Raw genomic sequence first — 24,939 nt, forward strand, 5'->3', positions numbered from 1 at the left:
ACAAGGAGAGCAGGGAACCCAGATGGCGGAGCTCACGATCCGGCCGGAGGAGATCCGGGACGCACTGGAGAACTTCGTCCAGTCGTACCAGCCGGACGCGGCCTCGCGCGAGGAGGTCGGCACGGTCAGCCTGGCCGGTGACGGTATCGCGAAGGTCGAGGGTCTTCCCTCGGCCATGGCGAACGAGCTGCTGAAGTTCGAGGACGGGACCCTCGGTCTCGCCCTGAACCTCGAAGAGCGCGAGATCGGTGCGATCGTTCTCGGCGAGTTCAGCGGCATCGAGGAGGGTCAGTCGGTGCAGCGCACCGGCGAGGTCCTCTCCGTAGGTGTCGGTGAGGGCTACCTGGGTCGCGTCGTCGACCCGCTCGGTAACCCGATCGACGGTCTCGGCGAGATCGCGACCGAGGGCCGCCGCGCCCTCGAGCTGCAGGCCCCGGGCGTTATGGCCCGTAAGTCGGTGCACGAGCCGATGGAGACCGGCTACAAGGCCGTCGACGCCATGACGCCGGTCGGCCGTGGTCAGCGTCAGCTGATCATCGGTGACCGTCAGACCGGCAAGACCGCGCTCTGTGTCGACACCATCATCAACCAGCGCGACAACTGGCGCTCGGGCGACGTGAACAAGCAGGTCCGCTGCATCTACGTCGCCGTCGGCCAGAAGGGCTCGACCATCGCGTCCGTTCGCGGCGCCCTGGAAGAGGCCGGCGCGCTCGAGTACACGACGATCGTCGCCGCCCCGGCGTCCGACCCGGCCGGCTTCAAGTACCTGGCGCCGTACACCGGTTCCGCCATCGGTCAGCACTGGATGTACCAGGGCAAGCACGTCCTGATCGTCTTCGACGACCTCTCGAAGCAGGCCGACGCCTACCGCGCCGTGTCCCTGCTGCTGCGCCGCCCGCCGGGCCGTGAGGCCTACCCGGGTGACGTCTTCTACCTGCACTCCCGTCTCCTCGAGCGCTGCGCGAAGCTCTCGGACGAGCTGGGTGCCGGTTCGATGACCGGTCTGCCGATCGTCGAGACGAAGGCCAACGACGTCTCCGCGTTCATCCCGACCAACGTCATCTCCATCACCGACGGCCAGTGCTTCCTGGAGTCCGACCTGTTCAACGCCGGCCAGCGTCCGGCCCTGAACGTCGGTATCTCGGTCTCCCGAGTCGGTGGCTCCGCCCAGCACCCGGCCATGAAGCAGATCGCCGGCCGCCTCCGCGTGGACCTGGCCCAGTTCCGTGAGCTGGAGGCCTTCGCGGCCTTCGGTTCCGACCTGGACTCGGCCTCGAAGGCGCAGCTGGAGCGTGGTCAGCGCATGGTCGAGCTGCTCAAGCAGGCTCAGTACCAGCCGATGCCCACGGAGAACCAGGTCGTCTCGGTCTGGGCCGGCACCACGGGCAAGATGGACGACGTCCCGGTTGTCGACATCCGTCGCTTCGAGGCCGAGCTCCTGGCGTACCTGCGTCAGAACCACTCCGGTCTCATGACCTCCATCCGCGAGGGCAAGAAGATGTCGAACGACACCCTCACGGCCGTCGCCGACGCCATCGCGGAGTTCAAGCAGCAGTTCGAGACGTCTGACGGCAAGCTGCTCGGCGCGGACGCCCCTGCCGCCGTCAACGTCTCGAAGTGACGACGGAAGGGACCTGACTCATGGGAGCGCAGCTCCGGGTCTACAAGCGTCGCATCAAATCCGTCACCGCGACGAAGAAGATCACCAAGGCGATGGAGATGATCGCCGCCTCGCGTGTCGTCAAGGCGCAGCGCAAGGTGCAGGCGTCGACTCCGTACGCGACCGAGCTCACGCGCGCGGTCACGGCGGTGGCCACGGGTGCGAACGACAAGCACCCGCTGACCACCGAGGCGGAGAACCCGAGCCGTGCCGCGGTCCTGCTCCTCTCGAGCGACCGCGGTCTGGCCGGCGCCTTCAACTCCAACGCCATCAAGGCGGCGGAGCAGCTCATCAAGAAGCTGGAGGGTGAGGGACGGACGGTCGACATCTATGTCGTCGGTCGTCGTGGTGTCTCGCACTTCAACTTCCGTGAGCGTGCGCTGGCCGGCACGTGGGCGGGCTTCACGGACGAGCCCACCTACGCGGACGCCAAGAAGATCGCGGCACCGCTGATCGAGGCGATCGAGAAGGACACGGCCGAGGGTGGTGTGGACGAGCTCCACATCGTCTACACCGAGTTCGTCTCGATGATGACCCAGACGGCGGTCGAGGCCCGGCTGCTGCCCCTCAGCCTCGACGAGGTGGCGAAGGAGGCCGGCGAGCCGGACACCCTCCGCCCGCTGTACGACTTCGAGCCGTCGGCGGAGGACGTCCTCGACGCCCTTCTGCCGCGCTACGTCGAGAGCCGGATCTACAACGCGCTGCTGCAGTCGGCTGCCTCCAAGCACGCCGCCACGCGCCGCGCGATGAAGTCGGCGACCGACAACGCGGGAGACTTGATCAACAACCTCTCCCGACTTGCCAACGCGGCCCGCCAGGCCGAAATCACCCAGGAAATCAGCGAGATCGTCGGTGGCACCGCAGCCCTGGCCGACGCGACCGCGGGGAGTGACAAGTAATGACGACCACTGTTGAGACGGCCGCCGCCACGGGCCGCGTCGCCCGGGTCATCGGCCCGGTCGTCGACGTGGAGTTCCCCGTCGACGCGATGCCGGAGATCTACAACGCCCTGCACGTCCAGGTCGCCGACCCGGCCGAGGACGGCGCGCTCAAGACGCTGACCCTCGAGGTCGCGCAGCACCTGGGTGACGGCATCGTCCGCACCATCTCGATGCAGCCCACCGACGGTCTGGTCCGCCAGGCCCCCGTGGTCGACACCGGCGACGGCATCACGGTGCCCGTCGGCGACGTCACCAAGGGCCGCGTGTTCAACACGCTGGGTCAGATCCTGAACGACCCGGCCGCGGAGTCCGAGGTCGGCGAGCGCTGGTCCATCCACCGCAAGGCCCCGGCGTTCGCGGACCTCGAGTCGAAGACCGAGATGTTCGAGACCGGCCTCAAGGTCGTCGACCTTCTCACCCCGTACGTCAAGGGTGGAAAGATCGGTCTGTTCGGTGGCGCCGGTGTCGGCAAGACCGTTCTGATCCAGGAAATGATCATGCGTGTGGCCAAGCTGCACGAGGGCGTTTCCGTCTTCGCCGGCGTCGGCGAGCGCACCCGTGAGGGCAACGACCTCATCGCGGAAATGGAAGAGTCCGGCGTTCTGGACAAGACCGCGCTGGTCTTCGGCCAGATGGACGAGCCCCCGGGCACCCGTCTTCGCGTCGCCCTTGCCGGTCTGACCATGGCGGAGTACTTCCGCGATGTGCAGAAGCAGGACGTGCTGTTCTTCATCGACAACATCTTCCGCTTCACGCAGGCCGGTTCCGAGGTCTCGACCCTGCTCGGCCGTATGCCCTCCGCGGTGGGTTACCAGCCGAACCTGGCCGACGAGATGGGTCTCCTCCAGGAGCGCATCACCTCGACCCGTGGTCACTCGATCACCTCGATGCAGGCGATCTACGTCCCCGCCGACGACCTCACGGACCCGGCGCCGGCGACCACCTTCGCCCACCTCGACGCGACGACGGTTCTCTCCCGTCCGATCTCCGAGAAGGGCATCTACCCGGCCGTGGACCCGCTGGACTCCACGTCCCGGATCCTGGACCCGCGCTACATCGCGCAGGACCACTACGACGCCGCCACGCGCGTCAAGGGGATCCTGCAGAAGTACAAGGACCTCCAGGACATCATCGCGATCCTCGGTATCGACGAGCTCAGCGAGGAAGACAAGCTCGTCGTGCACCGCGCGCGTCGTGTCGAGCGCTTCCTGTCCCAGAACACCCACGCGGCGAAGCAGTTCACCGGTGTGGACGGTTCGGACGTTCCGCTCGACGAGTCGATCGCCGCGTTCAACGCGATCTGCGACGGTGAGTTCGACCACTTCCCGGAGCAGGCGTTCTTCATGTGCGGTGGCCTTGAGGACCTCAAGAACAACGCCAAGGAGCTCGGCGTCTCCTGAGCCTCGTGCTCGCCCGAGGGGGGCGGGACCCTGTCCCGTCCCCCTCTCCACGCCCCCTAGAATTGACCCCAACACCCGGCACGACCGCCGGGTGGTGACCCGAGGAGCCACCCTTGGCTGCTGAGCTGCACGTCGAGCTGGTCGCCGCGGACCGGAGTGTCTGGTCCGGCGAGGCCACCCTGGTCATCGCGCGTACCACCTCCGGCGACATCGGCGTCATGCCCGGCCACCAGCCGCTGCTCGGTGTGCTGGAGTCGGGCCCGGTGACCATCCGTACGAGCGAGGGCGCGACCGTCGTCGCCGCCGTCCACGGCGGATTCATCTCGTTCGCCGACGACAAGCTGTCTCTGCTCGCGGAGATCTGCGAGCTGGCGGACGAGATCGACGCCCAGCGCGCCGAGCGCGCGCTGGAGCGTGCGAAGACGGACTCCGACGCCGCCGCCGAGCGGCGCGCCGAGGTCCGGCTGCGCGCGGTGTCCGTCCGCTGACGGTCCGCGCCGAGTAGTAGTGCCCTCAGCCGCGGCACGGTCCGGAATACTCCGGAGCGTGTCGCGGCTGAGGCGATGCAGATGCAGGTTGTATTCGGTTCTGCCGGCGGTGCCGGCTACGGGACGCAGCGAGGAGGTCGGTGAAGATGTTCCTCGCTCTGCTCGTGTGCGGCCTGGTCGTCGCACTGGTGGTGATCGGGCTCTTCGTCTTCGGCTTGCGCCGGAGACTGATCCAGCGCGCCGGCGGCACCTTCGACTGTTCGCTGCGCTGGAACATCCCCGACGAGCCGGATCCGACCGGCAAGGGCTGGGTGTACGGCGTCGCCCGCTACAGCGGTGACGAGATCGCCTGGTTCCGCGTCTTCTCGTACGCGCCCCGCCCGCGCCGGGTCCTGGAGCGCTCGTCCATCGTGGCCCTGGAGCGCCGGATGCCGGAGGGCGAGGAGGAGCTCGCGCTGCTCTCCGACGCCGTGATCCAGCCCTGTATGTACGAGGGCGTCCGCCTGGAGCTCGCGATGAGCGAGGACGCCCGGACGGGTTTCATGGCCTGGCTGGAGGCGGCGCCTCCGGGCCAGAGGGTGAATGTCGCGTAGGTTTTCCGGGACATGAAGAAGCGGGGACGGCGTGCTGCGCCGTCCCCGCTTCTCGTTCTCGCTAGTTCAGGCCGGTGCTGATCGCGCCGACCAGCTCGCCGTTGCCGGTGTCACCGCTGAACTCCCAGAAGAACGCTCCGCCGAGGCCCTGGTTCTTGGCCCAGCTCATCTTCGAGTTCACGGTGGCGGGGGTGTCGTAGCTCCACCAGTTGGTGCCGCAGTGGGCGTACGCGGTGCCCGCGACGGTGCCGTTGGCCGGGCAGGAGTTCCTGAGGACCTTGTAGTCCTCGATGCCCTGCTCGTACGTGCCCTGCGCGGGGCCGGTCGCCGTGCCGCCGGGGGCGGACTGGGTGACGCCGGTCCAGCCGCGGCCGTAGAAGCCGATGCCGAGCAGCAGCTTGTTGGCGGGGACGCCCTTCGCCTTGAACTTGGCGATCGCCTCGGCGGAGTTGAAGCCCGCCTGCGGGATGCCGGCGTACGAGGTGAGCGGGGAGTGCGGGGCCGTCGGGCCCTGTGCCGCCCAGGCGCCGAAGAAGTCGTACGTCATGACGTTGAACCAGTTCATGTACTGCGCGGCGCCCGCGTAGTCGGCGGCGTCGATCTTGCCGCCGGCGGAGGCGTCCGCCGTGACGGCCGCGGTGACCAGGGCGTTGGCGCCGAACTTGGCGCGCATGGCCTGCATCATGTTCTTGAAGGAGGCCGCGCCGCTGGTGTCGCAGGACAGACCGCAGGCGTTGGGGTACTCCCAGTCCAGGTCGATGCCGTCGAAGACGTCGGCCCAGCGCGGGTCCTCGACCAGGTCGTAGCAGGACTGGGCGAAGGCGGCCGGGTTCTGCACGGCCTGGCCGAAGCCGCCGGACCAGGTCCAGCCGCCGAAGGACCACAGGATCTTGATGTTCGGGTAGGCCTTCTTCAGCTTGCGGAGCTGGTTGAAGTTGCCGCGCAGCGGCTGGTCCCAGGTGTCGGCGACGCCGTCGACGGACTGGTCGGCGGTGTAGGCCTTGTCGTAGTCGGCGTAGGAGTCGCCGATGGTGCACTTGCCGCCGGTCACGTTGCCGAAGGCGTAGTTGATGTGGGTGATCTTGGACGCGGAGCCCGAGGTCACGATGTTCTTCACGTGGTAGTTGCGGCCGTAGACGCCCCAGTTGGTGAAGTAGCCCATCTTCACGGCGTTCGGGAGGGGCTGGCCGCCGCCTCCGCCGGTGGTGTGGACGGCGACCGGTCCCGCCGCGGGGCCGGTCTGGTCGATGGTGTCGCGGGCGACGACGGTGTACGAGTAGTCGGTGCCCGCGGTGAGGCCGCTGTCGGTGAAGGTGAGGCCGGTGGTGGTGGTCACCTTGGCGCCGTCGCGCAGCACGTCGTAGTTCTTGACGCCCTTGTCGTCGGTGGCCGCGGTCCAGGTGAGCTTCGCCGAGGTGTCGGTGATGGCCGAGGCGACCGGGGTGCCGGGGGCCGAGGGCGGGTTGTCGCCCGGCTGGGTGGTGCCGTCGCAGGGAGCGCCGTTGATCTTACAGTCGCTGGGTGCGCCGGAGCCGGTGCCGTTGTAACCGAAGGAGACGGAGGCGCCGGGGGCGAGGGTGCCGTTCCAGCCGACGTTCTTGGCGGTCCAGTGGGTGCCGGAGCTGGTGACCGTGGCGTCCCAGGCGGAGGTGACGGCGGTGCCGGAGGGGTAGTCCCACTCGACGGTCCAGGAGCTGATGGTGGTGGTGCCGGTGTTCTTGATGGTCCAGTTGGCGCCGAAGCCGGTGCCCCAGTCCTGGGTCTTGGTGTAGGTCGCGGTGGCCGAGGCGGCCGCTTCGGCGGGGGAGGCGAGGCCGACCATGGCGGCCAGCGGCAGGATCAGGGCGGTCAGTCCGGCGGCGGTCCGGTGTCTGAACCCTGCTCTGCGCGTCGGTGCTTGAGTGCTCAACGGTGCTCCTCAAGTTGCGGACGGACAAGGTGGGGGTGGTCCGTGAAGATGCGCGCGCCCCGCGAGCGTAGGAAGGTCTGGACCAATCGTCAAGAGGTCCAGACCAGCGTCGGCAAAGTTCTTCTAAACCCCCAACTCCTGTGCCAGGACGGCGGCTTGGACGCGGCCCCGCAGCTCCAGCTTGCCGAGCACCTTGCTGACATGCGTCTTCACCGTCGCCTCCGCCATGTCCAGACGGACCGCGATCTCCGCGTTCGAAAGACCCAGGCCGAGCGCCGACAGCACCTCCCGCTCACGGGGCGTCAGCACGTCCAGTACGGAGGAGTCCGCCACCGGACGGCTCGGGGCCGCGAACTCCGCGATCAGCCGCCGCGTCACCGCCGGGGCGATCAGGCCCTCGCCGCGCCCCACCGTCCGCACCGCCGTGATCAGGTCCTTCGCCTCCGTGTCCTTCAGCAGGAAGCCGGCGGCCCCGGCCCGCAGCGCCCCGAAGACGTATTCGTCGAGGTCGAAGGTCGTCAGGACGAGCACGTCGGCGAGCCCCTCCGACACCACCTGACGGGTCGCCGTCACCCCGTCCATCCGGGGCATCTGCACATCCATCAGGACCAGGTCCGGGCGCAGTTCGCGCGCCAGCTCCACCGCCCGCTCGCCGTCCGCCGCCTCGCCGACCACCTCGATGTCCGGCGCGCTGCCCAGGATCAGCACGAGCCCCGCCCGTACCGCCGACTGGTCCTCGGCCACGACCACCCGGATCGTCATGCGTTCCCCGCCTTCTCGTCCGCGGGCAGCACGGCCCGCACCTGCCAGACCGCTCCCGCGGCCGCCGCCCGGAACTCCCCGCCGAGCAGCTCCGCGCGCTCCCGCATCCCCACCAGACCCGAACCCGTCCCGGGCGCCGAAGGCCCCGGCCGCCTCCCGCACGGCGAGTCGACGGCCACGGTCAGGAGCCCGTCGCCGCGGCCGACCCGTACGGTGACCGTACCGGGGGAGGCGTGCTTCACCGCGTTGGTCAGGGACTCCTGCACGATCCTGTACGCGGCGAGCTCCACCGGCGCCGGCAGGGCGGCTCCGTCCGCGGGCCGGGTGTCCTCCAGGACGAACTCCAGGCCGCCGGACGAACCGTTCGTACGGGCCCGGGCGAGCAGGCCGTCCAGCGCGTCGAGGGTCGGCACCGCCCCCGGTTCCGCGTCCCCGCCGCTGTCCCGGAGCAGCCCGATGAGCCGCCGCATCTCGGAGAGGCCCGCCACGCTGTTCTCCCGGATGACCGTCAGCGCCTGCCGGGTGGTGGCCGGTTCGTCGAGGGAGAGCGCCGCCGTGGAGTGGATCGCGATCGCCGACAGGTGGTTCGCCACCATGTCGTGCAGCTCGCGCGCCATCCGCGCCCGCTCGGCCACCACCGCCTGCGCCCGGTCCATCTCGGCGAGCAGCGCGGTCTGTTCGGCCCGCAGCCGGGCGGCGTCCGCCGCCTCGCGGTGATTGCGGACGATCGCGCCCGTGATCGCGGGGAGGAAGGAGATCATTCCGGTGAGCACGCCGACGAGGAGCGCGATCGCGTTCTGCCACCAGATCAGGAAGACCGCTGTCACCGCGACCGTGATCAGGCCCGTCGTGTACGGGATGCGGCGTGCGGACGCGGGCGTGCCGTAGACGACGGCCGCGTAGACCACGTCCGTGAACATCAGGACCGTCGCCAGGCTCCCGTTGGTGAACTGGTCGGCGACGATCGCGAGGGTGCCGACGATCAGAGCGGTCTGGGGGGCGGCGCGGCGCACGGCCTCCGACCCGGCCATCACGGTCAGCGGGATCAGTGTCGCCCAGCGCTGCCCGAAGACGTGGTCGCCCGTCACGTACAGCCCGAACCACCACAGGATCAGGCCGCCGACGAGACCGGTGGCGGCGATGAACAGGTCCATGCGGTGCGGGCGGGGGAGTGTCACGTACTCATCCAACATGCCGCACCGGGCCGGGACCTCCTCGCCCGGGCCGATCCGTCCCTCCGTCGAAGGATGTAGACGCGGTTCCTCACCGGCGACGACGAACCGGGCCCGGTGCCACGGGACGCTGAAGGGGTACCGAAAGGGGAACCGCCGTGATCGTCACGCTGATCGTGCTCTGCGAGGTGGGCTTCTGGGTCCTGCTGGCCGCCGGCCTCGCCACCCGCTACCTCCTGAAGATGCCCCGCGCGGGCCTGGCGCTGCTGCTGTGCGAGCCGGTCCTGGAGGTCGTGCTCCTCGTCGCCACCGCGATCGACCTCAAGAACGGTGCCGACCCCAGCTGGGAGCACGGCCTCGCCGCGCTCTACATCGGCTACACCGTCGGACACGGCCACCGCACCGTGAAGTGGCTCGACGGCCACGCCGCCCACCGCCTCGGCGGCGGCCCGCCGCCCCCGAAGCCGCCGAGGTACGGGATGGCGCGCGCCCGCCACGAGGGCGCGATCTGGGTGGGCACGCTGGTCGGCGCGGCGGTCGCCACGGCCCTGCTGCTCCTCGCCGTCCGGTACGTCGGCGGGGACGGGAACACCGACAGCCTGTGGAGCTGGATGTACGCCGCGTGGCGGGCCGTCGCCATCCACGGTCTGATCGCGCTCAGCTACCTCGTCTGGCAGAAGAAGGACCCGGGGGCCGGTTCAGCGGTCGCCTCCGGGGACCCAGAGCACGTCCCCGACCTCCTTGTTCGCGGTGCGGGCAAGAATGAAGAGCAGGTCTGACAGCCGGTTGAGGTAGGTGGCGGTCAGGGCGTTCATCGTCTCGCCGTGCACCTCCAGGGCCGCCCAGGTGGAGCGCTCCGCCCGCCGGACCACCGTGCACGCCTGGTGCAGCAGGGCCGCACCGGGCGTGCCGCCCGGAAGGATGAAGGAGCGCAGCTTGTCGAGCCGCTCCAGGAAGCGGTCGCAGTCGGCCTCCAGCTTGTCGACGTAGCTCTGCTCGACGCGCAGCGGCGGGTACTCGGGGTTCTCCACCACCGGCGTGCACAGGTCCGCGCCCACGTCGAAGAGGTCGTTCTGGATCCGGACGAGGACCTTCACGAGCTCCTCGTCCAGCTGCCCGAGGGCGATGGCCGTCCCGATGGCGGCGTTGGCCTCGTTGGCATCGGCGTAGGCCGAGATCCGCAGATCCGTCTTGGCGGTCCGGCTCATGTCGCCGAGCGCCGTGGTGCCCTTGTCGCCGGTACGGGTGTAGATACGCGTCAGATTGACCATGGGTCCAGCCTAGTTACGCACCGGCGCTCCGGAACGTGCGTGTGCCGACCGTCACGGCGAGCGCCGTGAGTCCGAGGGCGACGAGCACCCCGTACAGCATCGCCGGCGTCGTGTAGTGGCCGATGTACGCCTCCCGGACCGCGTCCACCAGATAGCGGAACGGCATGAGGTGCGAGACCACGTCGAGCCAGCCGGGGGCGAGGGCCATCGGCAGCATCAGGCCGGAGAGCAGCATCGCCGGCATCGCGAGCGTGTTGATCGCGGGTCCGAACTCCTGCGGGGTGCGCAGCTTCAGGGCGAGCGCGTACGAGAGGGAGGCGAGGGCTGCGGAGAGCAGGGCGACGAAGGCGAAGCCGACGAGGATCCCGGCGACGGGGGCCCGCAGGCCCATGGGGATCGCCACCAGGACGAGCAGGACGGCCTGGAGGACGAAGAGCGCGGCGTCCCGCAGGACCCGGCCGAGGAGCAGGGCGAGGCGGCTGATCGGGGTGACCCGCATCCGGTCGAACACGCCCCAGTTCTTCTCCATGATGATCGAGAAGCCGGCGAACGAGGCGCCGAAGAGGCCGAGCTGGAGCAGCAGGCCGGGGACGAGGATCTGCCAGGAGTCGCCTTCGCGGCCCAGCGGGAGGCCGGTGAGCAGCGGCCCGAAGAAGAGCAGGTAGAGCAGCGGCATCAGGGCGCCGAAGAAGATCTGGAAGGGGGAGCGCAGGGTCTGTCGGGCGTAGCGCCCGAAGAGCAGCGCGGTGTCGCGGAACAGCATCACGGGTCTCCTAGACCGCTACGGGGGTGGTGTCGACGGGCGCCGGGGCGCGGCCGGTGACCGCGAGGAAGGCCTCCTGGAGGGTGCTCGCGCGGTGCGCGGCCTTGAGGCCGGCCGGGGTGTCCTCGGCGACGACCGTGCCCTTGTCCACGATCACGAGGCGTTCGGCGAGCGCGTCGGCCTCGTCGAGGTAGTGCGTGGTGAGGACGACGGTGGTGCCGTGCTCGTCGCACAGCCGTCGCACCAGGGCCCACAGGTCGGCGCGGCTGCCGGGGTCGAGGCCGGTCGTCGGCTCGTCGAGGAAGAGGACCTCCGGGCGGTGGGTGAGCCCCATCGCGAGGTCGAGCCTGCGGCGCTGGCCGCCGGAGAGCGCCGGGGTCCTGCGGTCGAGGAGCTCGGTGAGGCCGAGGTCGGCGGCGAGCTCCTCGGCGCGGGCCGTCGCGGTCGTGCGGTCCAGGCCGTAGAGCCTGCCCTGTGTGACGAGCTCGGAGCGGACGGTCTCCTGGGGGTCGAGGCCGCCGGACTGGGCGACGTACCCGATGCGGCGGCGCACGGCGGCGGGGTCGCCGACGAGGTCGTGGCCGGCGACGGTGGCCGCGCCGCCGGTGGGCGGGAGGAGCGTCGTGAGCATCCGGAGGGTGGTGGTCTTGCCGGCGCCGTTGGGGCCGAGGAGTCCGAGGATCTCGCCGGGCCTGACGGTGAGGTCGATCCCTCGGACGGCCTCCACGGGGCCGTTCCTGGTCGAGAAGGTCCGGGCGAGCCCGGACGTGCTGATGATGGGCATGACGACCACAAAAACAGAGTCACTGAAATTTTGCAACGTCACCAAAAATTCAGAGGCACCGAAGTTTCAGGGAGCCTAGGATTGCCTAGGATGGGTCCATGGCCGAGGGACTCAGGGAACGCAAGAAGCGCGAGACGAAGCAGCGGATCTCGGACATCGCGACCGGGCTCTTCCTGGAGCACGGCTTCGTCGCCGTGACCGTCGCGGACGTCGCCGAGGCGGCGGACGTCTCCGTCAACACCGTCTACAACTACTTCCCGGCGAAGGAGGACCTCTTCCTCGACCGGATGGACGGCGTCACCCAGCGCCTCGCCCGGATGATCCGGGGCCGCGACCGGGGCGAGTCCGCCGCCCAGGCGGTCCTGCGGGAGCTGCGCCAGGACATCGGGGCCGTGTCACCCGCGTACGGACTCATGGACGGCTTCGACCGCTTCATGCACGTCATCGAGCACGCGCCCACGCTCAAGGCCCGCCTCTTCCATCTGCGGGAACAGGTCCAGGAGGCCGTCGTGGCCACCCTGCGCGAGGAGACCGGCGCGGCCGCCGACGACCCGCTGCCGCTGCTCGTCGGCGGCCAGCTCGCCTGGATCGAGAGCGCCGTCGTCGGCTACATCACCGGCGAGATGACCGCCGGACGCAAGGCGACCGCCGTCTCCCGCGAGGCCCTCGTCCTCCTCGACGAGATCGAGGAGCTGCTCGGCGAGAAGGTCCTGACGTACGCGGTGCGCGAAGGCTGAGCCCGTTCGCGCACCGCGACCTCAGGGTGTCGGGCGGCTGAGCCCGTTCGCGCACCGCGACCTCAAGCCGTCAGGCGGCCGCTCGCGCCGCCGGGCCCGAGACGCCCGCCGCCAGCGCGCGGGCCGCGCGGACCGCGTCCTCCTCCGTGGTGAAGCGCCCGAAGCCCACCCGGATGCTGCCCCGGATCCGCTCCGGCGCCAGACCGGCCGCCGTCAGGACGTGCGAGGGCTCCTGCGCCGAGCTGTTGCACGCCGACCCGGTCGACACGGCGATGTCCGTGACCTCCAGGAGCAGCTGCTGGGCGTCCGTGCCCTCGAAGGACAGGTTCACCGCGTGCGGCAGGAATCCCGGACCCGTACCGCTGTTCAGCGTGTACGGCACGAGCTCGGCGAGCGTCGCCAGGAACCGCTCCCGGAGCCCGGCGAGCCGCACCGCCTCCTCCGCCCGGCCCGTCGCGAGGACGCCGACGGCCGCGCCCAGACCGATGACGGCGGCCGTGTTGACCGTGCCCGCCCGCAGCCCGCGCTCCTGACCGCCGCCGTGCAGCAGCGGTGCGAGCGGGGCCCGGTCCGACAGGCCGTTGGACACGTACAGCACGCCGATGCCCTTCGGGCCGTAGATCTTGTGCCCGGAGAAGGTGAGCAGGTCCACCCCGAGCGCCCGGACGTCGACGGGCAACGAGCCCACGCCCTGCGTGGCGTCGCAGTGCAGCGGCACCCCGGCCGCACGCGTGACCGCGCCGATCTCCGCCACCGGCTGGATGGTGGAGAGCTCGTTGTTCGCCAGCATCACCGAGACCAGCGCGGTGTCCGGCCGCAGCGCCGCCGCGACCCGGTCCGCCGAGACGCGGCCCTGGCGGTCCACGGGCAGCACGGTCACCTCGTGTCCGGCCGCCCGCAGCGAACGGCAGCTGTCCAGTACGGACTTGTGCTCCACGGCCGTCGTCACCACATGGCGGCGCTCGCCGGGCGTGACGACCCCCTTGACGGCGAGGTTGTTGCCCTCGGTCGCACCGGACGTGAAGTAGATCTCGCTGCGCGCCGCCCCGATCAGCCGGGCGACGGCCCCGCGCGCCCGCTCCACCTCGCGGAAGGCGCGGATGCCGGCCGCGTGCGGGCTGGAGGGATTGGCGAAGCAGTGGGTGGCGGCGAAGCTCATCGCCTCGACGACCGCGGGGTCCGCCGGGGTGGTCGCCTGGTGGTCGAGATAGATCGTGGCCATACCTGTACTCCCGTCAGAAGACTGTCCGAGGTCCGTCAGAAGTCGTACGCGGTGTAGGGCAGGGCGATCGGATCGGCGCAGGCCGCGTCCGCGAAGACGAGGACGATCTCCTCGTCGGCGTCCGCCTGGGTGCGGAGGTAGATCTCGGCGCCCTTGGTCACCTTGTCCCGGTCGGCGAGCGAGTTGATGTCGACGACGTGGCGGCGGGCGCAGTCCGGGAAGGCGGCCCGCAGCCGGGCGAAGTAGCGGGCGAAGTACTCGGCGACGATGAGCGGGCAGCGCGGGACGACGTGGTCGTCCTTGACGGTGCCGGCGAGCACCTTCGCGTACCGGCGGGAGCGGAAGAGGATCTCGTCGCCCTCCAGGACGAACAGCGGATGTTCCGCCGGTTCGCGCAGCCGGCGCTTCATGGCGCGGGCGGCGCGATTGCGCAGGGTGCGCTCGCGGGTGACGGTGAAGGAGGTCCCGGCGTCGGCCGCGACGGCGGTGAGCGGGGAGACGTCGGCCGGCGCGGAGGGGGCGGCCGGCAGCGTACAGACCTCGTCGGAACAGGACATGCCGAGGTCGTTGACGATGACGTCGTAGACCACCTTGTTGCCGCGGTGCAATCGGCGGGCGGCGGCGCCGGTCTCCTGGGCCAGGGCGAAGGAGCTCAGGGAGAACTCCCCGATGCCGGCGGCCGTTTCGAAGTAGCCGCCCGCGACCAGTAACGCCGAGCGGCTACCGAGGTCGACGGTCTCCAGGAGGGGTTCGACGCGGGGCGGGAGGCTGCGGGTCCGGGGGGTGGCGAGGGTGTTCAACGGTGCACTCCGTTCTTCCGGGACGGGGATCGGTCGGATGACGCGGGGGGTGTGCCGGGCGGGGCGGCCGAGGAGGGCACGGCCGTGCCGACGGCCGCCGTCACCACGCAGAGCACGGCGGCCCACTGGGCGGGGGAGAGGTGCTCGCCGAGCAGGACGAGGCCCACCAGGGCCGCGATGACCGGCTCCACCGTGGACAGCACGGCGAAGACCCGGGGCGGCATCCGGCGCAGGGCGGCGAACTCCAGCGAGAAGGGGATGACCGTCGTCAGGACCGCGACCGCGAGCGCGGCCCCGAGCACCCCCGGCCGCAGGAGGACGTCGAGGGAGGGCAGGCCGAGCGCGGGGGCGGTGGGCAGGGCGAGGACGGCGGCGATCGTCAGGCCGAGGGCCAGGCCGGAACGGCCCGGGACCGCGCGGCCCACCCGGGCGCCGAGCAGGATGTATCCGGTGAGGGCGGCGCCGGTGAGCAGGCTCGCGGCGAGGCCGACCGGATCGTCCATGCCCCGCGTCCCGCCGAGCACGAGCAGGCCGGCGGCCGCGACCGCGACCCAGAGCCGGTCCACGGCGCGGCGCGAGGTGAGCGCGGCGAGCAGCAGCGGCCCGCTGAACTCCAGGGTCACCACGACACCGAGCGGCAGCCGGGAGGTGGCCTCGTAGAAGGCGAACTGCATGACGGTGAAGACGGCCCCGTAGGGGAGCAGGAGTCGCCAGTGGGTGCGCAGGAGCCGTGGCGCGGGCCGGGACAGCAGACAGAGCAGGGTGGCGGCGATGAGCAGCCGCAGCAGGGTCGCGCCCGTCGGTCCGGTCTCCTCGAACAGTCTTTTGGCGAAGGCGGATCCGAACTGCAGGCTGACCATGCCGGTGAGGAGCAGCAGCGGGGCGGGAGCGGCTCCCAGGGCGTGCGGGCGCATGACGGCACCTCCTCTCCAGGCGTCGGCCGCCGGACGGATGCCGAAGACTCTATACCCCCTAGGGGTATGGCGCGATCGTATGGGGTGTCAGGGGGCCTTCAGGGGGTGTCGTGAGTGTGACGTCCGTCAAAGAGGGCGTGACGCGCATTACTTCGCGGTCACATGGCGCCCCCCGACCGCTAATCTCCGCCGGAGAGCAGAAGTGAACAGGTGTGGAGGGGTGGAAGATCGTGGCCAAGAAGCTTGCCGTCATCGGGGCCGGACTCATGGGATCCGGCATCGCACAGGTCTCGGCACAGGCGGGCTGGGACGTCGTCCTGCGTGACGTCACCGACGCCGCCCTGACCCGCGGCACCGACGGCATCAAGGCGTCGTACGAGAAGTTCGTCGCCAAGGGCAAGCTCGCCGCCGAGGACGCCGAGGCCGCGCTCGGCCGGATCACCGCCACCACCGAGCTCGACGCCGTCGCCGACGCGGACGTCGTCGTCGAGGCCGTCTTCGAGAACCTCGACGTCAAGCACGAGATCTTCCGCTCGCTCGACAAGATCGCCAAGGACGGCGCGGTCCTCGCCTCCAACACCTCCGCGATCCCGATCACCAAGATCGCCGCGGTGACCGAGCGGCCCGAGGCCGTCGTCGGCGTCCACTTCTTCTCGCCCGTGCCGATGATGCAGCTCGTCGAGCTGGTCCGCGGCTACAAGACGAGCGACGAGACCCTCGCCACCGCCCGCGCCTTCGCCGAGTCCGTCGGCAAGACCTGCATCGTCGTCAACCGCGACGTCGCCGGCTTCGTCACCACCCGCCTCATCTCGGCCCTCGTCGTCGAGGCCGCCAAGCTCCACGAGTCGGGCGTCGCCACCGCCGAGGACATCGACATCGCCTGCAAGCTCGGCTTCGGGCACGCCATGGGCCCGCTCGCCACCGCCGACCTCACCGGCATCGACATCCTGGTGAACGCGGCCAACAACATCTACACCGAGTCCCAGGACGAGAAGTTCGCGCCGCCGGAGCTGATGCGCCGGATGGTGGACGCGGGTGACATCGGCCGCAAGAGCGGGCAGGGCTTCTACAAGTACTGAGCCGCGCCCGCCACCCCGCCTCACTCCGTGGGGTGAATTTCGGTATCGGTTCGCTGACAAGGCGCAACGTATCTGCCGGTGCGGCAGTCAGTTGTTGCGAAGACGGAGCACTCTCGGGGAGCGCATATGCACATCAGGGGCGACCACGTCGAGCTGGTCGTCGGGGGCCGCCTCGACGTCCGCAGCGCGGCGGACGCCCGTACGGTCCTGCACTCGGCCGTCGACGACGGAGTCGGCGACCTGGTGCTCGACCTGACCGGCCTCGACTCCTGGGACGCGACAGGACTCGGCGTCATCATGGGCGCCCACCGCAGGGCCGGCCGGTGCGGCCGGCGCCTCGTCCTGCGCGGGGTGCCGCCGCAGATGCAGCGGCTCCTCGTCGCCACCCGGCTGCACCGCATCCTCGCCATCGAGGGCGGCCTCGCCCTGGAGTCGCTGCCCCGGGTATGACCCCCGGGGTGCCCGCCAGGTGTGAAGCAGCTGTGAGAACCAGGCGTCACACCCAATCCTCACAAGACCGTGACGTCTTGGTCTCGGGGGCACCCCGCCTGTTCCCGACCGCCTGACCACGGTCTAGGGTTCGGTCGCCCGCACATTGACGGACCCGTCTGCACATGGGACGGACCCACCGGCGGGCACCGGACACCGCTTCTTGGGGGCTTGCACCATGGACCCGATCAACCCTGGGTCGGAGGAGTACGGTCACGACACCGAGGGCGAGGAGGCCCGCCAGGGCCGTGGCGTGCCCGCTCCGACGCCCGCGCGTGCCCGCGTCGTCCGGCTCGTCTCCGGCGAACTGCTCCTCACCGTCAACCCCGTCGACGGCAGCGAGATCGAACCCTGCCCGCCCGGGCAGGAACCGGAGGCCCCCCGCCCCCGCACCCCCGAGGAGCGCGCCGAGGCCGCCCGCGCCGTCGCCCCGCCCGTCCCGCCGGGCCCCGCCGCACCCGAGCTGCCCCTCCTCGAACGCCAGGAGGAGCGCGAGCGGCTCACCGGCATACTCCGCCAGGGCCGCTGCGCCCGCGTCGTCGGCGCCCCCGGATCCGGCCGCACCGCCCTCCTCGACGCCGTCGCCGCCGACTGCGCCGGCCTGGCCCCCGACGGCGTCGTCCGCCTCTCCGGCCACCACCGCACCCCCACCGAGCTGCTCCACGAGCTGTTCACCGCCGTCCGGTACGCCCCCGGGCAGCGCCCCGACCGGGCCGGCCTCCTCGCCCGGCTCCGGGACATCGGCGCCGTGGTCGTCGTCGACGACCTGGAATGCGGCGGCGCGGCCCTCGACGAACTCCTCGCCGCCGCCCCCGAGTGCGCCTTCCTCCTCGCCTCGGGACCCGACACCCCCGCCCCCTCCGCCGAGGCCCCCGTCGAGGAGGTCCTCCTCGCCGGCCTCGGCCGCGCCGCCGCCCTGGAGCTCCTGGAGAGCGCCGTCGGCCGCACCCTCACCGAGGAGGAGGCCAACTGGGCCGGCGACCTGTGGTTCGAGTCCGAAGGACTCCCGCTCCGCTTCGTCCAGGCCGGTGCCCTCCTCCGCCAGCGCGACCGGCTGCGCGTCACCCCCGCCGAGTTCGACGCCTTCGGCGCCCTCGAAGAGGCCTTCGGCCCCACCGACCCCACCGCGGCGGCCACCGTCGCGGCCGCCGCCTTCGACGGCATCGACGACCCCGACGTCGAACTGCGCGAGATTCCGCTGCCCAGCCTCGGCGAAGGCGCCGCCCCCGCCGCGCTCCTCGCCTCCCGCCTCAGCCGCTCCGCCCAGACCGCCCTCCGCTTCGCCGTCGCCCTCGGCGGCGAGGTCCCGCACCAGGCCCACCTCCCGGCCCTCGTCGGCGACACCCACGCCGACGCCGCCCTCGGCGAACTCATGGCCTGCGGACTGCTCAGCCCGGTCGGCCCCCGCTACCGGCTCGCCACCGGAGTCCTCACCCAGCTCCTCGCCCACGGGTACGAGCACGAGGCCGCCGACCGCGCCCACACCATCGCCCAGCACTACGCCTGGTGGGCGTCCCACCCCTCCGTCACCCCCGAGCGGGCCACCGCCGAGGCCGACGCCTTGCTCGCCGCCCTCACCGCGCTGATCCCCGGCACCGGGGAGAGCGCCGCCGAGCACCGGTCCACCGCCGTCCTCCTCGCCCGCGCCGCCGCGCCCGCCTTCGCCGCCGGACTGCACTGGGGCGCCTGGGAGCGCGCCCTGCGCGCCGGACAGGAAGCCGCCCGGCTCGCCGGCGAGGTCGCCGAGGAGGCCTACTTCCACCACGAGCTCGGCGTCCTCGCGATCTGCGCCGGAAACCTGGAGCGGGCCCGCGCCGAGCTGGAGGCCTCCATCGGCCTGCGCGGGGTGCTCGCCGACAAGCGCGGCACCGTCGCCGGCCGCCGGGCCCTCGCCCTCGTCGCCGACCTCTCCGGAGAGCACGCCGCCGCACTCCGCGCCGAGGAGCCCCTCTCCCCGCCGCGCGGCACCCCCGCCCTGCGCGGCCCGGCCGCCCGCCCCGCCCTCCCGAGACCGGAGCCCGTCACGGCCCCGCTGCCCGGCGGGCCCGTCCGGACCCCGGCGACGCCCCCGGTCCCCGCGTTCCCCGACTTCGCCGACGCGGGCCCCACGCTCGTCACCCACACCGACACCGCCAAGAACGGCGACCGCCGCTCCGGCCTCAAGGGCGGCATCCTCAGCGGCGCCCGCCGCAACCTCGTCGCCGTCGGCGCGGGCGCGCTCCTCGTCGCCGTCCTCGGCACCGTCGTCACCCTCGGCGCCACCTCCGGCAACGGCGACAACCCGGCCGGCGACCGCGTCACCTCCGACAGCACCGCGAACGAGAGCGGCGGCTCCGACGGCCTCGACGCCGAGGAGCCCGCCGACGGCGAGGCCGACCCGGCCGAGACCGGCCAGGCCACGCACTCGGACTCCCCGAGCCCCTCCGGCTCCGGCAGCGCGTCGCCGTCCGCCTCGACGGACCCGTCCGCATCCGGCTCTCCGTCGTCCTCGGGCAGCCCCTCGGCCACGACGGGAGCGCCGACGGCGACCACGGCACCGCCGACCGGACGCCCCACGACGACCGCGCCGCCGGCCACGACCACCCCGCCGCCGAGGCCGACGACCACGACGCCGAAGCCGCCGACGACCACCCCCGCGCCGCCGACGACGACCCCGCCGACCACGACCCCGCCGCCGACGACCGCCCCTCCGGCGACCAGCGAGACCACGACCCTCGGCGCCCCCTCCGCCTCCGAGACCGCCACGGACTCGCCGGCCTGACCCCGTACGGGAACGACGACGGCCCCGGGCGCGCTCACCGCACCCGGGGCCGTACTCGTACGCGTACGAGGATCAGAACAGCCGCAGCTTGTCGTCCTCGATGCCGCGCAGCGCGTCGTAGTCGAGGACCACGCAGCCGATCCCGCGGTCCGTCGCGAGCACCCGGGCCTGCGGCTTGATCTCCTGGGCCGCGAAGACGCCCTTCACCGGCGCCAGGTGCGGGTCGCGGTTGAGCAGCTCCAGATAGCGGGTCAGCTGCTCGACGCCGTCGATCTCGCCGCGCCGCTTGATCTCCACCGCCACCGTCGCGCCGTCGGCGTCCCGGCACAGGATGTCCACCGGGCCGATCGCGGTCGGGTACTCGCGGCGGATCAGCGTGTAGCCCTCGCCGAGGGTCTCGATGCGGTCGGCGAGCAGCTCCTGGAGGTGCGCCTCGACGCCGTCCTTGATGAGACCCGGGTCCACGCCCAGCTCGTGCGAGGAGTCGTGGAGGATCTCCTCCATCGTGATGATCAGTTTCTCGCCCGCTTTGTTGATCACGGTCCAGATGCCCGCCTCACCCTCGACGCCTTCCTTCAGGGTGCACGGCGGCGACATCCAGTTGAGCGGTTTGTACGCCCGGTCGTCCGCGTGGATGGAGACGCTGCCGTCTGCCTTGACCAGGATCAGACGGGGCGCGGAGGGCAGGTGGGCCGTGAGTCGACCCGCGTAGTCCACGGAGCAACGGGCAATGACGAGACGCATGGTCGCCAACGCTACAAGACGGGCGCTCTTCCGCGCGATTCGGGCATCGGCCCGGCACCCGATGGGGGCGGTCGTTGGCCGAACACCCGTCGGTTATCAGCCGGTTGTGTGCCCATTCTTCTGGTGCCGCCCGGACTGCGCGCTTACCGTGGAAGCTGGAGGTCGTCGTCCGTGCACGCAGCGTGGCGCACGGCCCGGCCTTCGTCCCTGCCCGCAAGACCCCGTCCGCGGGGTCGCGAGAGGAGAACCCATGTCGCTCGACGTCTCACCGGCGCTGTTGGAACAGGCCGAGCGAGGCGAGGTCGACGAAGCCGACTTCGTCGACTGCGTCCGGACCTCCCTGCCCTACGCATGGGAGATGATCAGTTCTCTGGTGGCACAGCTGAAGGTCGACGGCGGAGAGTTCGCCGACAACCAGACGCCGCCGCCGAATGAGCAGGCACGTGGTCAGCTGCTGCGCGCGCTCGCGAGCGATGCCATTCGTGGTGCGCTGCAGCGGCATTTCGGGGTGCGTCTCGCCTTCCAGAACTGCCACCGCGTGGCGGTCTTCCCGCTGGACCCGGCGGTGGACGAGCGGCTCGCCCGCTTCACGTCCGTACGGGGACAGCTGCTGAACCAGTCGCCGGAACTGCGCGACTGCTGAGACATGGTGCTGCCGCTCCGCATCGCGGGAGAAGGCGAACGATGCGAGCCGACGCGCATCGCCGCCGACAGGTGCAGGAGCGGCAGCACAGTCCCGGACGTGGCAGCCCTCACACCAGGAGCGGCAGGACCTCCGTGCCGAGCCGCCGCACGTTCTCCTCGGTCGCCGCGAGGTCGCCCGAGCCCTCCGCGAGCAGGGCGAAGCGCGTGATGCCCGTACGCTCCGCGGTCGCCGCGAGCCGGTCCGCCGCGCGCCGGGGCGTGCCCACCGGGTGCAGCCCGCACAGCAGCTCCGTGTACGCGACGGGATCCCGCATCGCCCGGTGCCGGCCGTCCACCGTCACATGCGCGTCGAGCCCCTGCTTCAGCCAGCCCGGCATCGCCTTCACCAGCGCCTCCGCCGCGTCCGCTCCCCGGTCCGCGAGCTGCGCCACTCCCGCCGAGACATGGCCGGCGCCGATCCGCGCGATCTCCTCCGTAGTCCGCCCGGCCTCCCGCGCGCACCGCGCCCAGGCCGCGACCATCTCGGCCTTCTCCTCGTCGCCGCAGTGCATGCCGAGCAGCATCGGCAGTCCGCGCTCCGCCGCGAGCTTCACGCTCTTCGGCGAGGTGCAGGCCACCACCACCTCGGGGGAGGCCGCGCCGCCGATCAGCTCGTCGGGGCGGGGCACCACCGGCACCTCACGGAAAGCGAATCGTTCCCCCTCGGCGCCGACCCGCGGCTCGGTGAGCCAGCGCAGCAACAGGTCGAGCGATTCGGGGAACCCCTTCTCGTACGCCTCCAGACCCGCGCCGAACACCTCCAGGTCGACCCACGGCCCGCCCCGGCCCACCCCGAGGGTGAACCTGCCGCCCGAGGTGAGGTGCAGCAGCGCCGCCTGCTCGCCGAGGGCGACCGGATGGACGGTCGGCAGCACGCTCACCGCCGTGCCGACCCGGAGCCGCCGGGTCCTGCCGAGGAGCAGCGCCGCCAGCGTCACGGCCGAGGGGCAGACCCCGTACGGCACGAAGTGGTGCTCGGCGAGCCAGACGGAGTCGAGCCCCGCCTCCTCGGCGACCTCGGCGGTCCGCACCGCCCGGTGCAGTGCCTCCCCCTGGCCCTGGCCCGGGAACTGGGCTGCCAGAACGAACGTACCCACGCGCATCGCCTTCTGCCTCCTTGCGGCCGACGCGTATCTCCCCTCGCACTGGCACCAACGTCTGACACGTGCCAAAGGCAACGGCCGTTCATGAAGTTCTTGCGATTTTCGGCTAAGCCGTCCCGGGCGGGGCCCGGGGCACCGGGTGGCCCCCCGTAGGCTGGAGGGAACGGTCCGTGTTCCCAGACCCCGTGAGGTGTGCCCGTGTCCCCGCGTCACAACCGCTCCCGAGGCGGCGGTAAGCCCGAGCAGCAGGGCGACCACGGCGACCGGTACGGCGGTGCGCAGCGCACCGAGTCCTGGCAGGGCGAGGAGTGGTACGTCCGGCTCGTCGCCGGTGCGAGCGCCCCCGGCAAGCGCTACCGCTGCCCGGGCTGTGACCAGGAGATCCCGTCCGGCGCCCCGCACGTCGTGGCCTGGCCCGAGTGGGGCGGAGTGGACGACCGCCGGCACTGGCACAAGGCCTGCTGGAACGCGAAGGACCGCCGCACCAGCAGGGTGCAGCGGTCCCGCAACGCGCCGAGGTACTAGATCACACGTCCCGGCTGTTCAGGGCGCCGAAGGCGCCGGCGAACGCGGCGGCCGTGATCCCGAGCAGGATGAAGAGCGGCTCCCAGCCCGAGGGGCCGTCGTCGCCGAACGGCGGGTGGGTGCTGTAGAGCACGATCATCTGCGAGGGGATCGCGTAGGTCAGCAGGAACTCCCGCACCGACGTGAGCGCCTCGGAGAACATGAACATGGCGGCCACGAGCGGCAGCAGCAGCAGACCGATCATCACGGTGATCGCGCCCGCCGAGTGCCGGATGAGCGTGCCGATCGCCATCGAGAGCAGCCCGAGCGTCGCCAGGTAGGCGGCCGCTCCCACCGTCGCCCGCAGCCATTCCCCGGCCGTCGGCTCCGCCGCGTCCACCATGCCGACCTGGGCCGCCGCGACGAGCCCCGTGATCACCAAGGCGATCGAGAAGACCAGCAGGAAGAAGACGATCGCCTTCGCCGTGAGCACCCGGGCCCTGCTCGGGCAGGCCGTCAGGGTCGTACGGATCATGCCCGTGCCGTACTCGGAGGCGATCGTCAGCACGCCGAGGGTGATCACGCAGATCGACGCCGGCAGCATCCCGAAGAAGCCGAAGCCGAGCGCGGACTCCTCGCCCATCGGGGCCTCGGAGGCGGCGGCGATGGCGGCGACACCGATCCCGATGCCGATCATCAGCAGGATCATCACCCCCAGCGTCCACATCGTCGACCGCACCGAGCGGATCTTCGTCCACTCGGAGGCGAGCGCGTCACCGAGGTGCGCGGCACGGACCGGGATGGGGGAGACGTAGGCCTGCGGCGCCGGGGCGTGGTGGGGAGCGGGGGCGGTCATCGGGCGTCCTTCGGGGTGTCGCTCGGCTGCGGGAGGCCCGGCTGCGAAGCGGCCGGAGGGGCGTACGGACCCGGCGCGGGGGCCTGCGGGGCGGCGGGGGCGGCGTACGGACCGGGCGCGGGGGCCTGCGGGGCGGCGGGCGCGGCGTACGGACCCGGCGCGGGGGCCTGCTGCGGGGCGGCGGGCGCGGCGTACGGACCCGGCGCGGGGGCGTGGGGGCCCTGCGGAGCCCCGCCGTACGGGTTCTGCCCGGGCGGCGGCGGGGCGTACCAGCCCTGCTGCGGCACGTCCTGGACCGGCGGCTGCGGCGGCATCCCGTACCCCTGCTGTCCGGGGTGGACGGGCGGCTGGAGGTGGGCGAGACGGTCGTCGGTGGAGCGGTAGTCCACCGCGCCCTGCGTCAGCCGCATGTACGCCTCCTCCAGGGAGGCCTGGTGCGGGGACAGCTCCCAGAGCCGTACGTCCGCGCCGTGCGCCAGGTCGCTGATCCGCGGCAGCGGCAGGCCCGTGACCCGCAGCGCGCCGTCCGGCTCGGACAGCACCTGGCCGCCGGCCTCGATGAGCACCGAGGTCAGCTTCTCGCGCTGGGCCGGCTCGGTGCCCGGCGTCCGCACCCGGGCGAAGTCGGCGGAGTTCGCCGAGATGAAGTCCGTGACGCTCATGTCCGCGAGCAGCTGCCCCCGGCCGATCACGATCAGGTGGTCGGCCGTCAGCGCCATCTCGCTCATGAGGTGGCTGGAGACGAAGACCGTGCGGCCCTCGGCGGCCAGCTTCTTCATCAGGTTCCGCACCCAGAGGATGCCCTCGGGGTCCAGACCGTTGACGGGCTCGTCGAAGAGCAGCACCTGCGGGTCGCCGAGGAGGGCCGCCGCGATGCCGAGCCGCTGGCCCATGCCGAGCGAGAAGCCCTTCGAGCGCCGCCGGGCGACGTCCTGGAGACCGACCACGCCGAGGACCTCGTCGACCCGCTGCGCCGGGATGCCGGCGAGCTGGGCGAGCGACAGCAGATGGCTGCGGGCGCTGCGGCCGCCGTGCACGGCCTTGGCGTCGAGGAGCGCGCCGACCTGCCGGGGCGCGTTCGGCAGCTGCCGGAACGGGTGGCCGCCGATCGTGACGTGACCCGCGGTGGGCCGGTCGAGGCCCAGGATCATGCGCATCGTCGTCGACTTGCCGGAGCCGTTGGGCCCCAGGAACCCGGTGACGACACCGGGCCTCACCTGGAAGGAAAGGTTGTACACGGCCGTCTTGGCGCCGTAGCGCTTCGTCAGGCCGACTGCCTCGATCATTCTCCAGCCCCATCGAC

General features: G+C 71.6%; 25 protein-coding genes. 12 read left to right on the forward strand and 13 right to left on the reverse strand.

Going from position 1 to position 24,939, the window contains the following annotated elements; genetic code table 11:
* Positions 1 to 22: 22 nt before the first annotated feature.
* The 5 genes from atpA to AB5J54_RS27310 all read left to right on the forward strand — a co-directional run bounded on the left by atpA (position 23) and on the right by AB5J54_RS27310 (position 5,082).
* Complete coding sequence (gene atpA, locus AB5J54_RS27290) at positions 23 to 1,621, forward strand: F0F1 ATP synthase subunit alpha (protein ID WP_369146542.1); 1,599 nt, start codon at positions 23 to 25, stop codon at positions 1,619 to 1,621.
* Between the two features lie 20 nt (positions 1,622 to 1,641).
* Positions 1,642 to 2,559, forward strand: a complete 918-nt coding sequence (locus AB5J54_RS27295) for a F0F1 ATP synthase subunit gamma (RefSeq protein WP_369146543.1) — start codon at positions 1,642 to 1,644, stop codon at positions 2,557 to 2,559.
* Positions 2,559 to 4,001: a F0F1 ATP synthase subunit beta gene (gene atpD, locus AB5J54_RS27300; protein ID WP_365220406.1), complete on the forward strand. Its 1,443-nt coding sequence runs from the start codon at positions 2,559 to 2,561 to the stop codon at positions 3,999 to 4,001. Before AB5J54_RS27295 ends, atpD begins: the two co-directional genes overlap by 1 nt.
* A gap of 113 nt (positions 4,002 to 4,114) precedes the next feature.
* The gene (locus AB5J54_RS27305) at positions 4,115 to 4,489 is read left to right on the forward strand and encodes a F0F1 ATP synthase subunit epsilon (protein WP_189799849.1); all 375 of its coding nucleotides are present in this window, start codon (positions 4,115 to 4,117) and stop codon (positions 4,487 to 4,489) included.
* A gap of 146 nt (positions 4,490 to 4,635) precedes the next feature.
* A complete protein-coding gene (locus AB5J54_RS27310) occupies positions 4,636 to 5,082 on the forward strand; it encodes a DUF2550 domain-containing protein (RefSeq protein ID WP_369146544.1) in 447 nt (148 codons plus the stop codon).
* A 61-nt stretch (positions 5,083 to 5,143) separates the two neighbouring features.
* Here the strand turns inward: AB5J54_RS27310 and AB5J54_RS27315 are convergent, their stop codons facing one another.
* The 3 genes from AB5J54_RS27315 to AB5J54_RS27325 all read right to left on the reverse strand — a co-directional run bounded on the left by AB5J54_RS27315 (position 5,144) and on the right by AB5J54_RS27325 (position 8,946).
* Positions 5,144 to 6,904, reverse strand: coding sequence for a glycosyl hydrolase family 18 protein (locus tag AB5J54_RS27315; RefSeq protein ID WP_369149469.1), 1,761 nt, complete (start codon positions 6,902 to 6,904; stop codon positions 5,144 to 5,146).
* A gap of 210 nt (positions 6,905 to 7,114) precedes the next feature.
* Positions 7,115 to 7,753, reverse strand: a complete 639-nt coding sequence (locus AB5J54_RS27320; protein ID WP_369146545.1) for a response regulator — start codon at positions 7,751 to 7,753, stop codon at positions 7,115 to 7,117.
* On the reverse strand, positions 7,750 to 8,946 hold the full coding sequence (locus AB5J54_RS27325) for a sensor histidine kinase (RefSeq protein WP_369146546.1): 1,197 nt from the start codon (positions 8,944 to 8,946) through the stop codon (positions 7,750 to 7,752). The genes AB5J54_RS27320 and AB5J54_RS27325 overlap by 4 nt, the downstream gene beginning before the upstream one ends.
* A gap of 137 nt (positions 8,947 to 9,083) precedes the next feature.
* Here AB5J54_RS27325 and AB5J54_RS27330 point away from each other — a divergent pair, with 137 nt between their 5' ends.
* The gene (locus tag AB5J54_RS27330) at positions 9,084 to 9,704 is read left to right on the forward strand and encodes a hypothetical protein (protein ID WP_369146547.1); all 621 of its coding nucleotides are present in this window, start codon (positions 9,084 to 9,086) and stop codon (positions 9,702 to 9,704) included.
* On the opposite strand, the gene AB5J54_RS27335 is transcribed toward AB5J54_RS27330, so the two are convergent.
* The 3 genes from AB5J54_RS27335 to AB5J54_RS27345 are packed head-to-tail and all read right to left on the reverse strand — an operon-like array spanning position 9,624 to position 11,743.
* Positions 9,624 to 10,196, reverse strand: a complete 573-nt coding sequence (locus tag AB5J54_RS27335; RefSeq protein WP_369146548.1) for a cob(I)yrinic acid a,c-diamide adenosyltransferase — start codon at positions 10,194 to 10,196, stop codon at positions 9,624 to 9,626. The genes AB5J54_RS27330 and AB5J54_RS27335 overlap by 81 nt on opposite strands.
* A gap of 13 nt (positions 10,197 to 10,209) precedes the next feature.
* Positions 10,210 to 10,959: an ABC transporter permease gene (locus AB5J54_RS27340; RefSeq protein ID WP_369146549.1), complete on the reverse strand. Its 750-nt coding sequence runs from the start codon at positions 10,957 to 10,959 to the stop codon at positions 10,210 to 10,212.
* 10 nt (positions 10,960 to 10,969) lie between these two features.
* A complete protein-coding gene (locus AB5J54_RS27345) occupies positions 10,970 to 11,743 on the reverse strand; it encodes an ABC transporter ATP-binding protein (RefSeq protein WP_369146550.1) in 774 nt (257 codons plus the stop codon).
* Positions 11,744 to 11,841: 98 nt separating this feature from the next.
* Here AB5J54_RS27345 and AB5J54_RS27350 point away from each other — a divergent pair, with 98 nt between their 5' ends.
* A complete protein-coding gene (locus AB5J54_RS27350; RefSeq protein ID WP_369146551.1) occupies positions 11,842 to 12,480 on the forward strand; it encodes a TetR/AcrR family transcriptional regulator in 639 nt (212 codons plus the stop codon).
* Between the two features lie 70 nt (positions 12,481 to 12,550).
* Here AB5J54_RS27350 and AB5J54_RS27355 read toward each other — a convergent pair whose 3' ends face one another.
* The 3 genes from AB5J54_RS27355 to AB5J54_RS27365 are packed head-to-tail and all read right to left on the reverse strand — an operon-like array spanning position 12,551 to position 15,416.
* Entirely contained in the window at positions 12,551 to 13,702 is a 1,152-nt protein-coding gene (locus AB5J54_RS27355) for a cysteine desulfurase family protein (protein WP_369146552.1), read from the reverse strand.
* 35 nt (positions 13,703 to 13,737) lie between these two features.
* Entirely contained in the window at positions 13,738 to 14,502 is a 765-nt protein-coding gene (locus tag AB5J54_RS27360; RefSeq protein WP_369146553.1) for a hypothetical protein, read from the reverse strand.
* Entirely contained in the window at positions 14,499 to 15,416 is a 918-nt protein-coding gene (locus AB5J54_RS27365; protein ID WP_369146554.1) for a DMT family transporter, read from the reverse strand. Before AB5J54_RS27365 ends, AB5J54_RS27360 begins: the two co-directional genes overlap by 4 nt.
* A gap of 230 nt (positions 15,417 to 15,646) precedes the next feature.
* Here AB5J54_RS27365 and AB5J54_RS27370 point away from each other — a divergent pair, with 230 nt between their 5' ends.
* The 3 genes from AB5J54_RS27370 (at position 15,647) to AB5J54_RS27380 (ending at position 19,745) form a co-directional block, all read left to right on the forward strand.
* Positions 15,647 to 16,495 (forward strand): 3-hydroxyacyl-CoA dehydrogenase family protein, encoded by an 849-nt coding sequence (locus tag AB5J54_RS27370; RefSeq protein ID WP_369146555.1) that lies wholly within the window; start codon positions 15,647 to 15,649, stop codon positions 16,493 to 16,495.
* Positions 16,496 to 16,621: 126 nt separating this feature from the next.
* Positions 16,622 to 16,945, forward strand: a complete 324-nt coding sequence (locus AB5J54_RS27375) for an STAS domain-containing protein (protein ID WP_030210572.1) — start codon at positions 16,622 to 16,624, stop codon at positions 16,943 to 16,945.
* A gap of 217 nt (positions 16,946 to 17,162) precedes the next feature.
* On the forward strand, positions 17,163 to 19,745 hold the full coding sequence (locus AB5J54_RS27380; protein ID WP_369146556.1) for an ATP-binding protein: 2,583 nt from the start codon (positions 17,163 to 17,165) through the stop codon (positions 19,743 to 19,745).
* 72 nt (positions 19,746 to 19,817) lie between these two features.
* Here the strand turns inward: AB5J54_RS27380 and nucS are convergent, their stop codons facing one another.
* Positions 19,818 to 20,489 carry an endonuclease NucS gene (nucS, locus tag AB5J54_RS27385; RefSeq protein ID WP_369146557.1) on the reverse strand — a complete coding sequence of 224 codons (672 nt, stop codon included), beginning with the start codon at positions 20,487 to 20,489 and terminating at the stop codon, positions 19,818 to 19,820.
* 250 nt (positions 20,490 to 20,739) lie between these two features.
* On the opposite strand from nucS, the gene AB5J54_RS27390 reads away from it, so the two are divergent.
* Positions 20,740 to 21,132 carry an SCO5389 family protein gene (locus AB5J54_RS27390; RefSeq protein ID WP_017236120.1) on the forward strand — a complete coding sequence of 131 codons (393 nt, stop codon included), beginning with the start codon at positions 20,740 to 20,742 and terminating at the stop codon, positions 21,130 to 21,132.
* Positions 21,133 to 21,241: 109 nt separating this feature from the next.
* Here AB5J54_RS27390 and AB5J54_RS27395 read toward each other — a convergent pair whose 3' ends face one another.
* Positions 21,242 to 22,276, reverse strand: a complete 1,035-nt coding sequence (locus tag AB5J54_RS27395; RefSeq protein ID WP_369146558.1) for an LLM class flavin-dependent oxidoreductase — start codon at positions 22,274 to 22,276, stop codon at positions 21,242 to 21,244.
* A gap of 198 nt (positions 22,277 to 22,474) precedes the next feature.
* Between AB5J54_RS27395 and AB5J54_RS27400 the strand changes: the two genes are divergently transcribed.
* Positions 22,475 to 22,801 (forward strand): ATP/GTP-binding protein, encoded by a 327-nt coding sequence (locus AB5J54_RS27400; RefSeq protein WP_369146559.1) that lies wholly within the window; start codon positions 22,475 to 22,477, stop codon positions 22,799 to 22,801.
* 1 nt (position 22,802) lies between these two features.
* Here AB5J54_RS27400 and AB5J54_RS27405 read toward each other — a convergent pair whose 3' ends face one another.
* Both AB5J54_RS27405 and AB5J54_RS27410 read right to left on the reverse strand, forming a co-directional pair.
* Positions 22,803 to 23,636, reverse strand: a complete 834-nt coding sequence (locus AB5J54_RS27405) for an ABC transporter permease subunit (protein WP_369146560.1) — start codon at positions 23,634 to 23,636, stop codon at positions 22,803 to 22,805.
* The gene (locus tag AB5J54_RS27410; protein WP_369146561.1) at positions 23,633 to 24,922 is read right to left on the reverse strand and encodes an ABC transporter ATP-binding protein; all 1,290 of its coding nucleotides are present in this window, start codon (positions 24,920 to 24,922) and stop codon (positions 23,633 to 23,635) included. The genes AB5J54_RS27405 and AB5J54_RS27410 overlap by 4 nt, the downstream gene beginning before the upstream one ends.
* Positions 24,923 to 24,939 lie beyond the last annotated feature (17 nt).

This window comes from Streptomyces sp. R44 (assembly GCF_041053105.1).
Taxonomy (GTDB): Bacteria; Actinomycetota; Actinomycetes; order Streptomycetales; family Streptomycetaceae; genus Streptomyces.